Raw genomic sequence first — 17,838 nt, 5'->3', positions numbered from 1 at the left:
CGCCGCCGGAGACCCAGCCACGACCAACGGCGTTCACCAGCTTACCGCATTTTTCAACCCTACGGTAAAACCGACCCTGAAACTGATGAAACCGACAACAAATGCTCCCCCTGTCTTATCAACTTTACAGGAAGATCATCCGGGGCCGAATGATGCGATATATCCTCCATATCTGCCTTCTGATGGGTAGCATCCTCCCGGCCAAAGCCCAGCTTTCGCCGGACCCATCGACGCATTCGCGGCAACCTGCCGCCGACTCGGCGCGCATTCGCCTCCTCCTCGAACAAAGCGTCTATTATCTCAATAAACCCGGCGACTATCCGGGTGATTTTGACAGCGCCCACCTGCTTGCCCGCCAGGCCGCCCAACTCAGCCGCCAAACCGGCAACGCCGGCGGACTCACGGCAGCCCTCTTCATCAACGACAGCCTTCCCAACGATGCAGCGACCCTCGACCGGGTCAAGACCCTGTTGCCTCCGCTCAGTGACAGCGGTCTCGTCCGCTTCCTGAACGAACTCGCCGGCCGGCGATTCAACGATCCCCGACGCACCCGGCACGATCTCGACATCGGCATAGCGGAATGCCACCAGATGCTCGCCATCGGCAAACGTATTTCCAGTCCCCGCATCCGCACCGAGATCTATATCAACGTCAGCGCCGGCTTTTTCATCAACCACGATACCGCCACGGGCAAAGCTGTCTGGCAGGAAGGATGGCCCTTCGCCCGGGCGGCAAACAACATCGAACGGGAGACGGACTACTTCTTCTGGCTCGTCTTTTATGCAGGCAGGTCCCCATCCACCGACAGCACCTCTATTTCGGCCATGCGGCAGCTAAGTGCCGATGCCCTCCGCCTCCTCCGACCTTCCGATCCGCCCTCCCTGTTCAAGAAAGTCTTCTATTACTTCACCGGTACCGGGAATCAATACTTTATACAGGGGCGGCCCTCCATGGCCATCGTTACCGAAGAGGAAGCCGCCGGGCTCAACCGCCGGTTGCATCAAACCTGGGCCAGCCCCGAAGCAACCCTGGCGAGTATGTATCAACGCCTGGGCGATATGGACAAGGCGCTGCAGCATGGCCTCGAAGCCGTTCGGGTCTCTGAGTCCCGCGGGCTTCCGCCCGTCGAGGCAAACGGCTACAATTCCCTGGGCCAGATCTATCTCTGGCTTGGCGACCTCGACAAAAGCCGCGACTACTATGAGAAAGCGATTCCGATACTGCTCGCCGATAACAAAGCCGTCAATGACGCTCCGGCCATTTGCAAACGCCTGGCCGGGATCTATATCCAGTTTGGCCGCCTGCAGGACGCCCTTCGGCTCATGGACACCGCCGCAAAGACCTGCCTGCTCGCCCGCCCCCGTGACCGGGAAATGATCGCCATGGGCTATGGCGACTGCTACTTCGCCATGCGGCAATATGAAAAGGCCGAACGCTATTATCTCACCGTGTTCGATTCCGCGAGCCAGCTGAACATCAGCGACCGGCTTCTGATCACCACCGCTGTCGCCAGGCTCTACAACGCCACTGGCCGCTACTCGAAAGCCCAACCCCTGCTCAGCTTCGCAACGGCAGACTCCAACCGCATCGCCAGCGATCTCAACTCGCGCAAAGACGCCTTCTTCCTCGCCTACCAGGCCGACAGCGCCCTGGGCAACTTCCGCACTGCCATCACTCATCTCCGGCAATACCAGCAGCTCAACGATTCACTCTCCAGCCAGGCAAAAAACCGGCAGCTCCGCGAAGCGACCACCCGTTATGAGACCGGCAAGAAGGACCAGAACATCGCCCGCCTCAACGCCGAAGCCCGGCTCCGCGAAGCCGACCTGAAGCAAAGCCGGCTCCTCCGCAACGGCCTTATCGCCGGCTCGGTCCTCCTCATCCTCCTGCTCGCCGTCATCTTCAACCGCTACCGGCTCAAACAACGCAGCAACACCCTGCTCCAGGCCCGCCAACTGGAACTCGATGAAAGCAACCACCGCCTTGTCGAGCTCAATGGCCGCCAGCAGCGCCTGCTGGATGAAAAGGAATGGCTCATGCGGGAGATACATCACCGTGTCAAGAACAATCTGCAGCTCGTCATCAGCCTCCTCAATATGCAATCCTCCACCCTTAAAGACGAGCTGGCCGTCAATGCCTTCGGCGATATCCGCTCCCGCATCCGCGCCATCTCCCTGATCCATCAGCGGCTGTATCAGGAAGGCCAGGACATCATGCGCATAGCGATGCCCGAGTATGTCGACGAACTCGCCGGTTTTCTCGAAGACAGCTTTAACCTGCGACAGCGCATCCGTTTCGAGACGGACATCGATGCGGTCGATCTGGACGTCGCCCAGTGCGTCCCCATCGGGCTGATCCTGAATGAAGCGGTCACCAATGCCATCAAGTATGCGTTTCCGCCGGCCGCTGATCGCGCCGATGCAAATGCAGGCGCCTGCCAAACCGTCACCGACACCAACGCCTTCACCCGGAATGGCTATCCCACCATTACGATCGCTTTAAAACGCGAAGCCGACAACCAGCTCCGCCTGCTCGTCGCCGACAACGGGATCGGCCTTCCCGCCGGCTTCGAACCCGCCGGCAGCGGGTCGATGGGTCTCCAACTGATCCGCATCCTCAGCACCCAACTCGAAGGTTGCCTCCAGATCACCAGCCGGCCCGGCGTCCACATCTCCGTCCTCTTCCCCCCCGATCCCCGCTATCCGAAATCGGACAACCACCACCGTCGTCAGCCAAACTCCGCCTCCGCTGTATGAAGAAATTTTTATTCCCCACCGCCCTTTGCCTCGCCGCCGCTACCTGCTTCGGTCAGCCATTACGCCCTGCCGACAGCGGCCGCACAGCGGCGCCATGGCCTGCCGCCTTCGATTCCCTCCGCCGTTCCCATGATATTTTCAGGGAGTTCGATTACTCCTATGGCAGGGTTGCCGAAGCCGCCAGGGATACCGCGCGGATCCCGGCGGCGCTGGCAATGCTCGACACCGCGATCGCCGACGGAGACCGGCTTCTGCCCGCGGCGTCCGACAGCATACGGCATCATTGCATCCAGACGCTTGCCTTTACCAGCGGGGTGCTCAACAGCTCCCGCCGGAAGACCGCCGCCATACAGGTCGCGCTACAGGGCATCCGGCTGAATGAAAAGCTGCATCAGCACAATGCCTTCCCCTACTTCGTGCTCTCCATCGTCTATTCCTCGCTCGGCAGGACGAGAGAGGGGCTCGCCGTCGCCTTCGACGGTCTCCGCACCGCTCAAAGCCCGCGGGGCCCGGCCGACGGCATGGGTTACCAGGCTGTTGTCAAAACCTACTACACCATCAAGGAATATCAAAAATGCCTCGACTATTTTTACGAGGCGTTGCCCTGGTTCCAAAAGGCGCCCGTCCTGTTCCTCAGTCCCATCGATTTCATCCGCAACGGCACCCTGGCCCATATGCGCCTGCACCAGCCGGAGAAGGCCCTGGCCCTCCTCAGGCAAATGCAATCCCTGTCCGACCGCACGACGCATTTCATGCAACAGGAGCCGTCCGGGTTTACCCTCCTGACAGCCGACTGCTACGCTGCCCTCGGAAAGATCGATTCCGCGGAGTATTTCTATCGCAAGACCCTGACCCAACTGCCGCAACCGGATTTCACCTTTGCAAAAGCCGGCGCCTATCTCGATATCGCAAACTTCGACGTGGACAACCGCCTGTATAAAAAGGCCGAACCGCTGCTGGACACCCTCACTGCCGGAAACAACCGCGGCATGACCAGTATCAACAATATGGAGCGGATCTGGTGGTTGAAATACCGCGTGGACAGCGCGTTGCACGACTATTCCGGTACGACGGCCGCCCTTCGCAACTACCTCGTTTTTCATGACTCCCTGACCAACATCGCCAAGAACAACCAGCTGACCGAAATGAATGTGCAGTTCGAAACGGAAAAAAAGAACCAGCACATCGCCGACCTCGAAAAACAAACCGTCCTCCAGTCCCGTCTCCAGCAAGCCACCGTGAAGCAGGCCCTTATCGTCCGCAACAGCCTCATCGCCGGCGCCACCCTGCTTGCCCTTCTCGCCGCCGGACTTTACAACCGCTGGCAGATCCGCCGCCGCATGTCCCTCCGGCTGGAAGATCTTTCCGCACGCCAACAGAGACTGCTCACCGAAAAGGAACGACTTCTCGGCGAAAAGGAATGGCTGCTCCGGGAGATCCACCACCGGGTGAAGAACAATTTGCAGATCGTCATCAGCCTGCTCAATATGCAGGCCGGCGAACTAAAGGATGAGATCGCCGTCAGCGCCTTCCACGAGATCGGCGCCCGCGTCAACACCATCTCCCTGGTTCATAAGAAGCTCTACCAGGAGGGCCAGGACATGACCACCATCGATATGCAGGAATATGTCCGCGAGCTTGTAGGCTTTCTTCGGGAGAGCCTCGCCGCAAGGCACAAGATCGCTTTCGACCTCGACATCCAGCAACTGGTCCTCGATGCCTCCCAATGCATACCTCTCGGGCTCATCCTCAACGAGGCCATCACCAATGCGATAAAATATGCCTTCCCCGGCGGATCCGGCGGTTCGCCCACCATCTGCATTTCCTTGAAGGAAGCACCCGAATCCTGTATCACCCTCCAAATTGCCGACAATGGGGTAGGTCTCCCCGCCGGCTTCGATGCGGCGGGCTCCAAATCCCTTGGGCTCCAGTTGATCCACACCCTCAGCCTCCAGCTCGAAGGAGAGCTGGTGATTGCAAACCTCCCCGGCAGGCGGCTCTATCCAACCACTGATCCCGGCGCCGCCGGGTCTCAGGGTCTTCTGATCCGGCTCTGCTTTCCCTGGTTGGAACCGATGACGAAGAACGGCCCGGGTACCGATAACGAAATAAGGAGAATATCCGCATCTTTATGACATGAAGATCCCGCCGATCCTCTTCATCCTGGGGCTCACCGCCCTCGCCGTCCACGGACAAAGCCCGCCGGGCCCGCCGTCCCATCCGCCATCCCCTGACAACACCCAGGGCAGGTATCCCACCTCCTTCGAATTCCATCGGCCCATCCTTCGCGGGCGGATGGCCACCGCCAAAACCTATGCGGCATTCGTCGAGCGGCTTTTGACCGTGAAGGAAAAAAAAGAGGTTGTCCGGCTCGCGGTTCAGTATTTTCAGGCTGTTCGCCGGTCCGGCGATATCGTCGCCGAAAATATCTTTGTCAATACGCTTTCCGATCTGGCGCCCATCGATACCACGCTCGTTCCTTTGACAACGCTGATGGTGGACAGATTGGTCGCCGATAATGACAGTCTGTTGCCACAGCTCCCGGCCATCGCACAGCGAGGCGCCATCAACCAATTTGCCGAGACCATCACCAACTTTATTTACGCCCAGCGACCCGATCTCGTGATCCGGTACGAGTCCATCGCAATCCGGCAGAACCAGCGCTTGCGTCAGCATGCGACATTCCCTTATCAAAATCTGTCTTTCTTCTATGTCATCCAGGGTAAAACGAAGGAAGCCCTCGCTCTCGGCATCGACGCCATGCGCGTCGCGGAAACGCCTGCCGGCCCCGTCGACGGAGTAGGCTATGAGACCGTTGCCCGGGCCTGGTTCTCGACTGGGGATCTCGAAAAATGCCTGGAGAATACCGGCAAGGCGCTTGCCCTTTATTTTCAAAACCCGCTCGCCCTCGAATACCCCGGGGCGCTTGTCTTCCGGAATGTCAGGATCCTGTTGCAACAACAAAAGCCCGCGGAGGCCCTCCGCCTGTTACGGTCCGTCAATACCCCTTCCCTCTCTTCGCAGGTGAACGATGGCGACAGGGCGTTCTTTGCCGTTTCCACGGCGGAAGTGTTTCATGCGTTGGGCCAAAACGATTCGGCGGAGCGATATTATAAAAAGATGTTTACGCTGCTGCCCCGCTTGCCTTTTGTTACTCCCTACCAGAAGGTTGTCCCCTACCTCAGTCTTGCGACGTTTTATACCGAGACCCACCGGTACGCCCGGGCCGGGGTCCTCCTGGACACCCTGTTGAGCCCTCGTTTGAAGGGTGTGACCGCAGCCTCCTACCTCGAAAATTGCTGGCTCCTGCGTTACCAGGTGGACAGTGCGCGACGGGACTATATTGGCGCCGTCGCTGCATTGCGGCAATACCAGTTATTGCACGACTCTCTCACCAACTACCGATTGAACAAGGAGGTCGCCGACCTGGGCATCCGGGCCGAGACGGAAAAGAAGAACCAGCATATCACCGATCTGGAAAAGCAAAACGCTCTCCAGGCCCGCCTTCAGCAAGCCACCGAAAAGCAGGACCGCATCGTCCGCAACAGCCTCATCGCCGGCGCCGCCCTCCTTGCCCTGCTCGCCGCCGGCCTCTATAACCGCTGGCAGACCCGCCGCCGGATGTCCCTCCGCCTCGAAAAGATCTCCATTCGCCAGCAAAAGCTGCTCGGCGAGAAAGAACACCTGCTTGGCGAAAAGGAGCGGCTCCTCGGCGAGAAGGAATGGCTGCTCCGTGAGATCCACCACCGGGTGAAGAACAATTTGCAGATCATCATCAGCCTGCTCAATATGCAGGCCGGCGAACTAAAGGATGAGATCGCCGTCAGCGCCTTCCATGAGATCGGCGCCCGTGTCAACACCATCTCCCTGGTGCATAAAAAACTCTACCAGGAGGGCCAGGACATGACCACCATCGATATGCAGGAATATATCCGCGAGCTTGTCGGTTTTCTTCGGGAAAGCCTGGCCGCAAGGCACAAGATCGTTTTCGACCTCGACATCCAGCAACTGGTCCTCGATGTCTCCCAATGCATACCCCTCGGGCTCATCCTCAACGAGGCCATCACCAATGCGATAAAATATGCCTTCCCCGGCGGATCCGCCGTTTCACCCACCATCTGCATTTCCCTGAAGGAAGCACCCGAATCCTGTATCACCCTCCAAATTGCCGACAATGGGGTAGGTCTCCCCGCCGGCTTCGATGCGGCGGGCTCCAAATCACTTGGGCTCCAGTTGATCCACACCCTCAGCCTCCAGCTCGAAGGAGAGCTGGTGATTGCAAACCTCCCCGGCAGGCGGCTCTATCCAACCACTGATCCCGGCGCCGCCGGGTCTCACGGTCTTCTGATCCGGCTCTGCTTTCCCTGGTTGGAACCAATGACGAAGAACAATGCCCGTGCGGACAACTACCCAGTTTCCCGGAATTAGGTGAAGAAGTCCCCCATAGTTGATCTGGAACTCTAGTTCCCAATGTATCTTCGCTGTTCCCCCCAAACCCGCCGCCCCGCCTCTGCTACCTGCCTTCCTGCCTCCGCCGATGAGAAGTTGGCTAAACATATCATCCCTGGAGTTCGCCGCCGGCGCCCTGCTGGTAGGCGTCCTTACCGGTATTTTCTGCGAACGCTATCGCAGCCGCCGGAGATTGGCCGGCCGACTCGAAAAACTCATGCACCGGCAGGATAAATTATTGATGGAAAAGGAGTGGCTCCTCCGCGAGATCCATCATCGGATAAAGAACAATTTGCAGATCATCATCAGCCTGCTGCACATGCAGTCGGTCCGGATGAAAGACGAGAGCGCCATCGGCGCCTTCGAGGACATCGGCGCCCGCGTCAACACCATCTCGCTTGTACACAAAAAGCTGTACCTGGAAAGCTCCGACAGGGTCACCATCCGCATGCGCGATTATGTCCTCGATCTCGTCGAATACGTGCGCGACAGCCTCTGCGCCCACCGGTTCATCGCCTTTCATCTCGATATCGCCGACCTCTCCCTCGACGTTTCGCAGGTCATCCCCCTCGGGCTCATCCTCAATGAGGCCATCACCAATGCCGTCAAGTACGCCTTCCCCGACAATGAGGCTTCCGCCCGAACGTCCGGCTCCTTCATTCCCGCCGAAGCCCATCGTCCCGGCCCGGCCGCCGCCCCACCCACCATCCGCATCTCCCTGCACGAGCAACCCATCGGCCTCAACCCACCCCACCCGCACCAGCGCACCGCCGGCCCGGCGACGGCCACCCTCATCCTCCGCATCACCGACAACGGCATCGGCCTGCCGCCCGGCTTCGACGCCAGCCGATGCGGCACTCTCGGCATCCAGCTGATCCAAACCCTCACCGCCCAGCTGGACGGAACCTTCCACCTCACCAGCGCCCCCGGTGTGGACCTAACGATTACGTTCACCCGCCACTCCAACCCTCTCCACGAGCCCGCCCCGCTGTCTGGTCACCACTTCGCCCAATAAGGATGTCCGCGGCACTCCCCGATCGCAACCCCTGGCGATGGCAACTCCCTGCCGGCCGCCAATCCAGGCCTGCCACAAGCGCGGCAAAATCCAATAAAAGACCTATTTTCGCCCGCAAATCCCGTTTATGGTCGTCAATCTTAGTGAGCAGTATTCCCTGCTGTCCGACTGGATCAGCGAAATCCGCGACGTCGACATCCAGAAGGACAGGATGCGATTCCGCCGCAACCTCGAACGCATCGGCGAAGTGGCTGCTTTCGAGATCAGTAAGACCCTCCCATTCCTGGAAAAAGAGGTGCAGACCCCGCTCGGCATCGCCGTCGTCAAGGTGCTGAAGGAACAGCCCGTCATCACCACGATCCTTCGCGCCGGATTGCCCCTGCACCAGGGATTGCTCAGCTTCTTCGACAAGGCCGACAACGGCTTCATCTCCGCCTATCGCAAGCACAAGCGCGACGGCAGTTTCGAGATCAGCCTCGATTATGTCTCCTGCCCCGAGCTCGAGGGCCGGGTCGTCATCGTCTCGGACCCGATGCTCGCCACCGGCGCCTCGCTCGTCAAGACCATCCAATATTTGCGCGAAGAGGGCCATCCCGCCGAGATCCATGTCGTCGTCGCCATCGCCTGCACCGTCGGCATCGAATTCGTCCTCAGGTCCGAGCCCAATTGTAAGATATGGTGCGGCGCCATCGACGACGAGCTCACGGCCAAGGGATACATCGTCCCCGGCCTCGGCGACGCAGGCGACCTCGCCTTTGGATCGAAGGTGCAGATGTAAGCGCGCGCCCACAACTTTAACTTTCCAATCTCCGCCTTTTTTGTTATTTTTTCGGTCGATTTGCCGCTTTCCACCCAACCGTGTGATTGCTTTTCCCGTCTTTATTTTATTCGTGGTGCAGTCGTTAATGCATAACTGTTTATGAAGCGTTTAGAGAACCTTACAATCCGCAGGACCGCCGCCGCCGCCGGCGCGTCGGTCCCAAAAAACCCGAGCAGCCCGACCCTCCGCCGCTGGCCCCTCTTTTCAGCACTGATCCTCAGCCTTTTATGTAGCATGCCGGCTGCAAGGGCCCAGGACCCGGGATTCTCCCAGTTCTTCGCCTCCCCGCTCACGCTCAACCCCGCCCTCACCGGCAAGTTCAATGGCGTCGTCCGCGTGGCCGGCAACTACCGCAACCAATGGCCTACCATCAATAATGCCTTCATCACGTCGACCATTTCCGTCGACGCGCCGATCCTCACGGGCCGGCTCCCCGAAAATGACACCTGGGGCATCGGCCTGATGGCCATGACCGACAAGACCGCCAGCGGCATCCTCAACGCCAATTACGTCTCGTTCTCCACAGCGTACCACAAAGCCCTCGACCTCGACGGCTATCATTCCCTCGGCGTCGGCTTCCAGGGCACCTACGGCAACCAGTCCCTCGATGGCACCCGCCTCACCTTCGAAGACGGTCTTCAACTCGACGGCACCTGGCTCCGATCGCCGTCCGAAGCCATCAACTCCCAATTTGTCAGCGTCCATTTCTTCGACGCCAACCTGGGACTCTTGTACAATGCCTCCACCAACGGGAATAATAATTTCTACATCGGCGCCTCTGCCTATCACCTCAACCATCCCAAGGTCTCCTTCCTCGGAGTGGATACGATAAATATTCCCACGCGGGTGACTGTGCACGGCGGCGGCTTCTTCCCCATCGCCGGCTCGCCCAGCACCATCTATGTCAGTGCACTGGCCAGTCAGCAGGCCGGCGCCCGTCAGTATGTAATTGGTGGCGCCTGGTCCGTCGCCGCCTCCACCGACGAGACAAACCCCGTCAATTTCTACGCGGGCCTCTGGGGACGTTTCACCAATAATACCACGGACGCCCTCATCCCATACGTGGGCCTCGACTATAGCGACTTCAGCCTCGGCCTCACCTATGACGTCAACATTTCGAGCCTCCAAACGGCATCGCAAAGCCGCGGCGGCATCGAGATCTCGCTTATTTATATCAAGAAGAAAAGTAACGGCCAGCACGGCATTCCCTGCCCGAGGTTCTAGATGAAGGCGCCCAGGGCCGGGAATCCGCAATCCATAACGCACACCCCAATCAGCCGCCCCCCCGCGCCCCCCTTTTACCCTCCAGGGGCAGAATCCCCGCTTTTTTACCACCCTGGGGTCTAATTTGAGCGCCGGTCGCAATAATTCCGGTAGGCGCGCAGTTACTTCCATAGGGCTTCCTAACCCGATCCAATATTGTAACAACGTGAACTACCTCAAGACCCGTACCGCCATCATGGCCGTATTGCTGTGCCCCACCCTCTTCGCCCGGGCGCAAAACACCCTCGACAAAGCTGGGCTGGGAGCCGGCGTCAACGCCAGCGCAGCGTACAGCTTCCGCCGCCTCAGTTCGTCCTACGGCGGCAAATCCATCAACATCCGCCGCAGCAGCGACAACGCCACCCAGGACATCGGTTTCACCGCAGGTGGCGAACTCGACACTGCATCGCTGATCAGCTTCGTCGGCGCCAACAGCGGCTATATCACCACCTGGTATGATCAAAGCGGCAACGGCGTCAACCTCACCCAGTCCACCGCCGGCAACCAGCCCGTTCTCGTCAACGCCGGCATCATCAACCGCGAGAACGCCAGACCCTTTGCCCGCTTCTGGGGCTTCCCGCATGTCGGCTACAACTCCCTCGTCCTGCCTTCGGCCATGACCACCGTCGGCCATGTGTCCAGCGTCATGAAATTCGCCACGGGCGGCTACGGGTTCCTCCTCTCTTCCTCCGGATCGTATAACTGGCACTCCAATCCCGGCGTCAATCTGTTCTACACCTTCGCTTCGACATCCGTTCAGAACGCCGCCGCCTGGTCCAACGGCTCCTCCTATAGCCCCCTGGCCATGCCCTGGCCCGCTTCCCTCAGCCTCGAAGAGGTGGAACCACAAACCCCGTCGAGCGGCACCGGCTGGGACAACATCGGGATGGATCGGGGCGTCTGCTGCCACGTCATCTCCGGCGGCGGCGGATATAGCGAACTCCTCCTCTTCGCCGCGGCGCTCCCCACCGCCAGCCGGCTGGCGCTTGAAACCAACCAGCTCTCCTATTTCGGTCTCGTCACCCTTCCCGTCACCGGTCTCAGCTTCACCGCCCGGGCCGATAACGGCAAAGCCTATCTTTCCTGGCAGACCGCCACCGAGCACAACTCCCGCGACTTCACCGTCGACCATAGCACCGACGGCTATTCGTGGACCCCGCTCGCCACCCTGCCCGCGGCCGGCAACAGCTCCACGCCCCGGGACTACCGGTATATCGATTATTCACCCCAGCCGGGCGATAACTACTATCGCATCGCGCGCACGGACGACGACGGCAAAACGGAATACAGCCCCGTGGCGGCCGTTCGATGCACCACAGCGGGTCAGACCCCGGCCTTCCAGCTGCTGCAAAACCCGGTATCCGCCGCGCGATTATCCCTTCGGGTGAATATCCCCGTCACGCTATCGATCCTCAGCATGGATGGAAAAGCCGTCTGGAAAGGTCGGTTGGATGCCGGCGTCCGCGAGATCGATCTCGACGGCTGCCCGAAAGGCCTGTATCTGGTCAGTGCGGGGGGCACGACCGTCCAGTTGGTCCTAAAGTAAACGCAGGGCCCCAACCATGCAGCCGGTCGTCAACCGGGGCCGGCCCCTTTGGGCCCGCTCACATAAGGATTCCCCTTGATAAAAAGCCGGTACGGCAGCGCCGCATCCTCCCCCGCATAATCCACCCCGATCCTCGGCGTCGCCACGATCCCGCCGCGTTTCACCCGGTATCCATCATCGCCGATAAAAATGGTATTGCCCCGCAGGGAGGTCCCCGTGTGCGAGGTATGAAGCCCCAGCGCCCGCGAGAGATTGCCCGGCCCGCGCGTGAGAGTATGGTCTAATTTCTTCTTACCGGTGCGCCGAAGCATCACCGGTATCCCCTCCATTGGGTCCAGCGCCCGGACCAGCACCGCATGCGGAACGTCGCGCTTGTTCGTCACCACGTTGAACAGGTGGTGGATGCCGTAGATCAGGTATACATAGGCGACCCCTCCGGGTCCGAACATCACCTCCGTCCGGCCCGTCCTCCGCCCCGACCAGGCATGACTCGCCCGGTCCACGACACCGTTATACGCTTCCACTTCCACGATGCGCCCCGAGGTCCGCCCGCCGTCGAAGTTCGTCACAAGCACCTTCCCCAGCAGGTCCCGCGCCACCGCCAGGACGCCCGGCCGATCGTAAAAGGAATCCGGAAGGATAGCCAGTGGCGCCGGCATCGCCTCCTTCTCCCCCTGTCCGCCGCGCGGCGTCTTCTTTTGTTGGTTCGTCATAAATCCGTAGGTTTGGCAGATAGTAACCCTTATCCGCTGCCCGGCCCGACAAATAAACAAAAATCGCCTCTTTTGCTGAAAGAAATTATCATAGCCTTCCAGTCTTATGTAAAAGCCCACCAGTTCATCACCAAGCATAAGCTGTGGAAGTGGATCATCATCCCGGGAGCACTCTATACGATCCTCTTCATCATCGGCATGTATTTCTTTCTCGGCCTCTCCGGCGACGCCGTCGCCTGGCTGAGCCATTTCATCGGCATCGACCGCTTCCTCCAGCACCGGCAAAGCGCAGCCCTCAGCTTCCTGTTCATCATGGGCGGCAGCATGGTGCACGTGGTGCTCGTCTTCTTCTTTTTCTCGCTGTTCAAATATCTGTTCCTCATCATCGGCTCGCCGCTGTTTGCGTATCTGAGTCAACAGACGGAAGCCCTCATCACCGGCAAGGACTTCCAATTCCAATTGAACCGCGAACTCTGGGCCGATCTCCGGCGTGCCAATCGGCTCGCCCTCCGCAACGCCTTCTGGCAATCCGTATACATCGTTTGCATCCTCATCCTCGCCTTCATCCCCCTCATCGGCTGGATCACCCCCGTCATCGCCATCTTCATCGAGTGCTATTATTACGGTTTCTCGATGTGCGACTACAGCGGCCAGCGGCACAACCTCCCCGCCGCCGCCAGCATCGCCTATATCAGCAACCACAAGGGCCTCGCCATCGGCAACGGCATGGTTTTCTATGGGATGCACTTCGTCCCCATCGTCGGATGGGTCCTCGCCCCCGCCTATGCCGTCATCGCCGCCACGATCAGTCTCTATCACCAAAATCTCGAGTAGGATGGCCGCCAATACTCCCCCCCGCAAGGAAGAGGCCCCCGATGCAAGCGCTCCCGGCAAGGGCGCACCTGTCGGAGCCCCGGCAGGCTCCAACCCCGTGCCCCGCACCAGCAATCCCTCGCCCACGAGCCCCCGAAGCCCCGGTCCCACCCTCTACCTCATCCCCTGCTGGCTCGAAGAGCACATCACGGCCCCCCTCCCCGCGTATATCCTCGAGGCCGTAAAGCAATGCACCGTCTTTTTCGTGGAGAACGAACGCAGCGCCCGCCGCTACCTCAAGGCGCTATGGAAAGAAATGGTCATCGATGAGTATGAATGGTACCCGATCCACAAAGCGGAAGAGGAGGTAAAGAACGTCTTCCGTCAAAAGTTGAAAGAAGGCAAGACCATCGGTGTCATCAGCGAGGCCGGCTGTCCCGGCATCGCCGATCCCGGGCAGATCCTCACCGAAGCCGCACACCAGGCCGGCGCCACCGTGCGGCCCCTCGTAGGTCCCAGTTCGATCCTGCTCGCGCTGATGGCCAGCGGCCTCAACGGCCAGCAGTTCCGATTCACCGGCTACGTCCCCGTCGACAACGCCGCCCGCGCCAGGGCGCTAAAAGAGTTGGAAACCGAGTCCCAGCGGCTGAATTGTACGATGCTTTTTATTGAGACCCCCTATCGGAACAATCAATTGCTCGAGTCGATCCTCGCCAACTGCCGCCCCTCCACCCGCCTCTGCATCGCCGCCAACCTCACCGGTCCCGCCGAATACATCCGCACGTTGACCATCGCCGATTGGCGCAAGCTGGCGCCCGCTGCAACCTCCGCCACAAATTCCGCCGCAAAGCCCGGCGCCCCGGGCCAGGCAGATGCAACCGCACGCCCCGACCTCCACAAGCAGCCCACCATCTTCGCCATGCTCGCCTGATGCGCCTGCGGGCTTTCGCCAAGACTGCGCCCCTGGCCCATTTTCTAATCATTGGCCTTCGGCCGGGGCCTCTGGCCCTCAAGGGGCTTTCGGTCCAGGAATCCCTGCCCCTAACGGATCGACACCACGCTATCCACCACAAACTTACTCACCCCCCGCCAGGGCAGCGCCCCCAGGTATTCATGGTAATGCAGTTGTACTTCTTTCCCGCTGGCCAGCTCCAGCTTTTTGGCCACCGCTTCGTTCTCGATGCTGAAAGTAAACTCGTTGCTCTGCAACACGGGCTTGTTCTGGAAGCCGGCGAGGATCACCTCCCCTTCATACGTCTTCCAGATATAGCCCTTATATACGACATAGTTGAGCGTCCCCGCCTTGACGCCTTCGCCAAAGGGCCGCTCGTACCGGAAATAGAACCAGACGATCGCCGCCAACACGATCACCACCACCGCAATGCCGAGAAATTTTTTCATATTCAGGAATTATCCGAAAGTCAGGCAGTCGCCGAACCGCAGCGCCACGGACCGCAGCGCCGCGGACCGCAGCCCGCCGGGGCGCATACCCTCCGGCGGGAGACCCTAAAACCCATATTTATCCACCAGGTAGATCAGCGCCGCCATATTCACCGCTCCCAGCTCCAACTCGCGCTTGTTGACATTTTCAAGCACATCGTTCCGCGCATGATGGTAGTCGAAATAGCGCTGCGAGTCCGGCCGCAGCTCGCCGACCACCGCACCCAGCTGCGGTCCCAGCGGGTTCACGTCGCTGCCGCCGCCGCCCTTCTCGAACTCATAGACCCCATAAGGCTTCAGCAGATGGATCCAGGGTTGAATGGCCGCCAGCTTCTCTTCGGAAAGCGACAGCGTAAACCCCCGCGGCGTAAACCCGCCCGCATCGCTTTCAAGACCCAGGATATGCTTCTCCCCATTCGTCTTCGCCGCTGCCGCATAGGCCCGCCCGCCGCGGCCGCCGTTCTCTTCGTTGGCAAACAGCACCACGCGAATGCTATGCCTCGGCTTATAGCCGATCGCCTTCAGCGCCCGCAGCACCTCGATCGATTGCACGCAACCCGCCCCGTCGTCCATCGCCCCCTCTGCCGGGTCCCAGCTATCCAGGTGACCGCCGACCGTGATATATTCATCAGGGAATTCCGATCCCCGGATCTCGCCAATGACATTGTGGGCAAGCGTATCGGGCAGCATCTTCGCATTCGTGCGGAGATACACCTTTGCGTTCTGCCCGCCAAAGGTTTCCAACAGGTCGGCCAGCCGGTCCGCATCCTTCAACCCCACCGCCGCGGCGGGTATCTTCTGGCTGCTATCGGTATACATCAGCGCCCCCGTATGGGGGTTGTTGTCCACAGATTCACTCATGCTTCGCACCAGCACCGCCAGCGCCCCATACTTCGCCGCCCTGCTCGCGCCCATCGCGCGATATCTCACCGCATCGCCATAGGCCTGGAAGGTCTCGACAAAATGGGGGTTGAATTTATAATTGTAGAAGACGATCTTGCCCTTCACCTCGTCTTTCCGCTGCTCCAGCTCGTCGAAATTGTGGACCAGCATCACCGGCGCCGTGATCCCTTTGGGCCCCGTGCCCACCGAGTTCCCCAGCGCGAGGATATCGAGGCTTCCCCGGGTCGCCATCGTGCCTCCCGTTGCCGCCGCACCTTTCCCGGCCGCCGCAGCCCCCGCGCCATGAACCGTCCAATACGCCTCATCCTTCCCACCCCGGGTCCAGTGCGGCACCATGCACTCCTGCAACCAGACCTTGTCCGCCCGGGCATCGCCCAACGCCGCCTGTCCCCATTTCTCCGCCTTATAATAACCGGCGCTGCCGGAAAGCCGCTGTCCCACGGTCTTGGTCAGCGTTCGCAGATCGCCATAGGTCTTGCCGTCCATAAAGATGGTATCCGCCAGCCGCCGGATCAGCGCCGAATCATCGGCCGTCTGCCCCACCGCGGCTACCGCCGCTGTAACAAATAAAAAGATGAGTAAGCTGCGACTCAACAATTTAGGGTGCATCGATGTTAATTTGCGGCTAAGATAGGTCTCCGCGGGCTTAAACCAAAAAATAAGCCCGCTCCGACCATCATCTAAAGATGGGCCTTCGGCCAGGCCATCTGGGATGGCCTTAAAAATTCCTTTACCTTAGCGAACCGCAAAATTTATCCCATGCGCATCGGAATTGTCTGTTATCCTACTTTCGGCGGCAGCGGCGTCCTCGCCACAGAACTAGGCAAAGCCCTGGCCGACAAAGGTCACCAGGTGCATTTTATCACGTATCAACAACCCGTGCGCCTCAACGAGTTCAACGCGAACATCTTCTACCACGAGGTCCGCGTCACCAATTACCCGTTGTTCGACTATCCCCCGTATGAGACGGCCCTGGCAAGCGCGATGGTGGATGTCATCATCAATCACCAGCTGGACCTATTACATGTGCATTACGCCATCCCCCACGCCTCCGCCGCCTATATGGCCAAAAAGATCGTCGAGGCCCAGGGCCGCTATATCCCCGTCATCACCACCCTCCACGGCACCGACATCACCCTCGTAGGCCGGGACAAAACGTTCGCCCCCGTCGTCGCCTTCTCGATCAACCAAAGCGACGCCATCACGGCCGTCTCCCAGAACCTTCGCGATGAGACATTCCGATCGTTCGCCATCGAAAAGGAAATAAGGGTCATCCACAACTTCGTCGACACGCACCGGTTTCACCGCAAACCCATCGACGCCTTCCGCCGCGTCATCGCCCCCAACGGGGAGAGAATTCTCCTCCATGCCTCGAATTTCAGAAAGATCAAGCGCGTCCAGGACATCGTCCGCATCTTCGAGATCGTCCGCAAGGAGATCCCCAGCAAGCTCCTCTTCGTCGGCGACGGCCCCGAGCGTTCCGGCGCCGAAAGCCTCTGCCGCGAGCTCGATATCTGTGATGACGCCCGTTTTGTAGGCAAACAGGAGCAGATGGAAGAGATCCTGGCCGTTGCCGATCTCTTCCTCCTCACGTCGGAATATGAAAGCTTTGGACTCGCAGCCCTCGAAGCAATGGCTGCCGGGGTACCCGTCGTCAGTACGAATGCGGGCGGGCTGCCGGAGATCCAGGTCCAGGGCGAGACGGGCTATCTCGATGACGTCGGCGACATCCGCGGGATGAGCGAGCACGCCATCCGCATCCTCGAGAACGATGAGGTGCTGAAGACCTTCAAGGCCAATGCCACCGCCCACGCAAAAAATTTTGATATCCACCGGATCGTCCCGCAATACGAGGCGCTGTACAATAGGTTTTTGACCTTAGCCTGACGCCGCATAGCGGCGTCGCGCGAAGCGCCATCATCGGCCCCGCCAGGTTGCGAAGCAACCGGTGCCACCCTCGGGGGCTGCCGCTGCAATCCCTGGCGCAAGCCGGGCGTGGGCGTCGATGGGGCGTTCGGCGGTGCGGTTCCGGGTTGGTAACCCGCGACTGCTGTACCGATTGCTTCGCAATCTAGTAGGGCCGATGTTGGCGCTTCGCGCACCGCCGCTGTGCGGCGGTT

13 protein-coding genes are annotated in these 17,838 nt (G+C 60.0%); 10 read left to right on the top strand and 3 right to left on the bottom strand.

What is annotated here, in order from left to right:
• Positions 1-101: 101 nt before the first annotated feature.
• The 7 genes from VHE34_RS08535 (at position 102) to VHE34_RS08505 (ending at position 11,849) form a co-directional block, all read left to right on the top strand.
• Complete coding sequence (locus VHE34_RS08535) at positions 102-2,756, top strand: histidine kinase dimerization/phosphoacceptor domain -containing protein (protein WP_325586725.1); 2,655 nt, start codon at positions 102-104, stop codon at positions 2,754-2,756.
• Positions 2,753-4,891, top strand: a complete 2,139-nt coding sequence (locus tag VHE34_RS08530) for a tetratricopeptide repeat-containing sensor histidine kinase (protein ID WP_325586723.1) — start codon at positions 2,753-2,755, stop codon at positions 4,889-4,891. The genes VHE34_RS08535 and VHE34_RS08530 overlap by 4 nt, the downstream gene beginning before the upstream one ends.
• A gap of 1 nt (position 4,892) precedes the next feature.
• Entirely contained in the window at positions 4,893-7,184 is a 2,292-nt protein-coding gene (locus VHE34_RS08525) for a sensor histidine kinase (RefSeq protein ID WP_325586721.1), read from the top strand.
• Positions 7,185-7,293: 109 nt separating this feature from the next.
• Entirely contained in the window at positions 7,294-8,220 is a 927-nt protein-coding gene (locus VHE34_RS08520) for a sensor histidine kinase (RefSeq protein ID WP_325586719.1), read from the top strand.
• Between the two features lie 127 nt (positions 8,221-8,347).
• On the top strand, positions 8,348-8,998 hold the full coding sequence (gene upp, locus VHE34_RS08515; protein WP_325586717.1) for a uracil phosphoribosyltransferase: 651 nt from the start codon (positions 8,348-8,350) through the stop codon (positions 8,996-8,998).
• Between the two features lie 141 nt (positions 8,999-9,139).
• Complete coding sequence (locus VHE34_RS08510) at positions 9,140-10,264, top strand: PorP/SprF family type IX secretion system membrane protein (RefSeq protein ID WP_325586715.1); 1,125 nt, start codon at positions 9,140-9,142, stop codon at positions 10,262-10,264.
• A 205-nt stretch (positions 10,265-10,469) separates the two neighbouring features.
• Positions 10,470-11,849, top strand: a complete 1,380-nt coding sequence (locus VHE34_RS08505; protein ID WP_325586712.1) for an arabinofuranosidase catalytic domain-containing protein — start codon at positions 10,470-10,472, stop codon at positions 11,847-11,849.
• A gap of 29 nt (positions 11,850-11,878) precedes the next feature.
• On the opposite strand, the gene VHE34_RS08500 is transcribed toward VHE34_RS08505, so the two are convergent.
• The gene (locus VHE34_RS08500; protein WP_325586710.1) at positions 11,879-12,562 is read right to left on the bottom strand and encodes a DNA-3-methyladenine glycosylase; all 684 of its coding nucleotides are present in this window, start codon (positions 12,560-12,562) and stop codon (positions 11,879-11,881) included.
• A 72-nt stretch (positions 12,563-12,634) separates the two neighbouring features.
• Between VHE34_RS08500 and VHE34_RS08495 the strand changes: the two genes are divergently transcribed.
• Positions 12,635-13,396: an EI24 domain-containing protein gene (locus tag VHE34_RS08495; RefSeq protein ID WP_325586708.1), complete on the top strand. Its 762-nt coding sequence runs from the start codon at positions 12,635-12,637 to the stop codon at positions 13,394-13,396.
• A gap of 1 nt (position 13,397) precedes the next feature.
• Positions 13,398-14,306, top strand: coding sequence for an SAM-dependent methyltransferase (locus VHE34_RS08490; RefSeq protein ID WP_325586706.1), 909 nt, complete (start codon positions 13,398-13,400; stop codon positions 14,304-14,306).
• 110 nt (positions 14,307-14,416) lie between these two features.
• Here VHE34_RS08490 and VHE34_RS08485 read toward each other — a convergent pair whose 3' ends face one another.
• Positions 14,417-14,776 (bottom strand): hypothetical protein, encoded by a 360-nt coding sequence (locus VHE34_RS08485; RefSeq protein WP_325586704.1) that lies wholly within the window; start codon positions 14,774-14,776, stop codon positions 14,417-14,419.
• Between the two features lie 105 nt (positions 14,777-14,881).
• On the bottom strand, positions 14,882-16,327 hold the full coding sequence (locus tag VHE34_RS08480) for a M20/M25/M40 family metallo-hydrolase (RefSeq protein ID WP_325586702.1): 1,446 nt from the start codon (positions 16,325-16,327) through the stop codon (positions 14,882-14,884).
• Between the two features lie 150 nt (positions 16,328-16,477).
• Between VHE34_RS08480 and bshA the strand changes: the two genes are divergently transcribed.
• Positions 16,478-17,605 carry an N-acetyl-alpha-D-glucosaminyl L-malate synthase BshA gene (gene bshA / locus VHE34_RS08475; protein WP_325586700.1) on the top strand — a complete coding sequence of 376 codons (1,128 nt, stop codon included), beginning with the start codon at positions 16,478-16,480 and terminating at the stop codon, positions 17,603-17,605.
• Positions 17,606-17,838: the final 233 nt, after the last annotated feature.

It is taken from the genome of Puia sp., assembly GCF_035546395.1.
GTDB lineage: Bacteria > Bacteroidota > Bacteroidia > Chitinophagales > Chitinophagaceae > Puia.
Note: the sequence above shows the minus strand (reverse complement) of the source record. Positions and strands in the feature narration are given on the sequence as shown.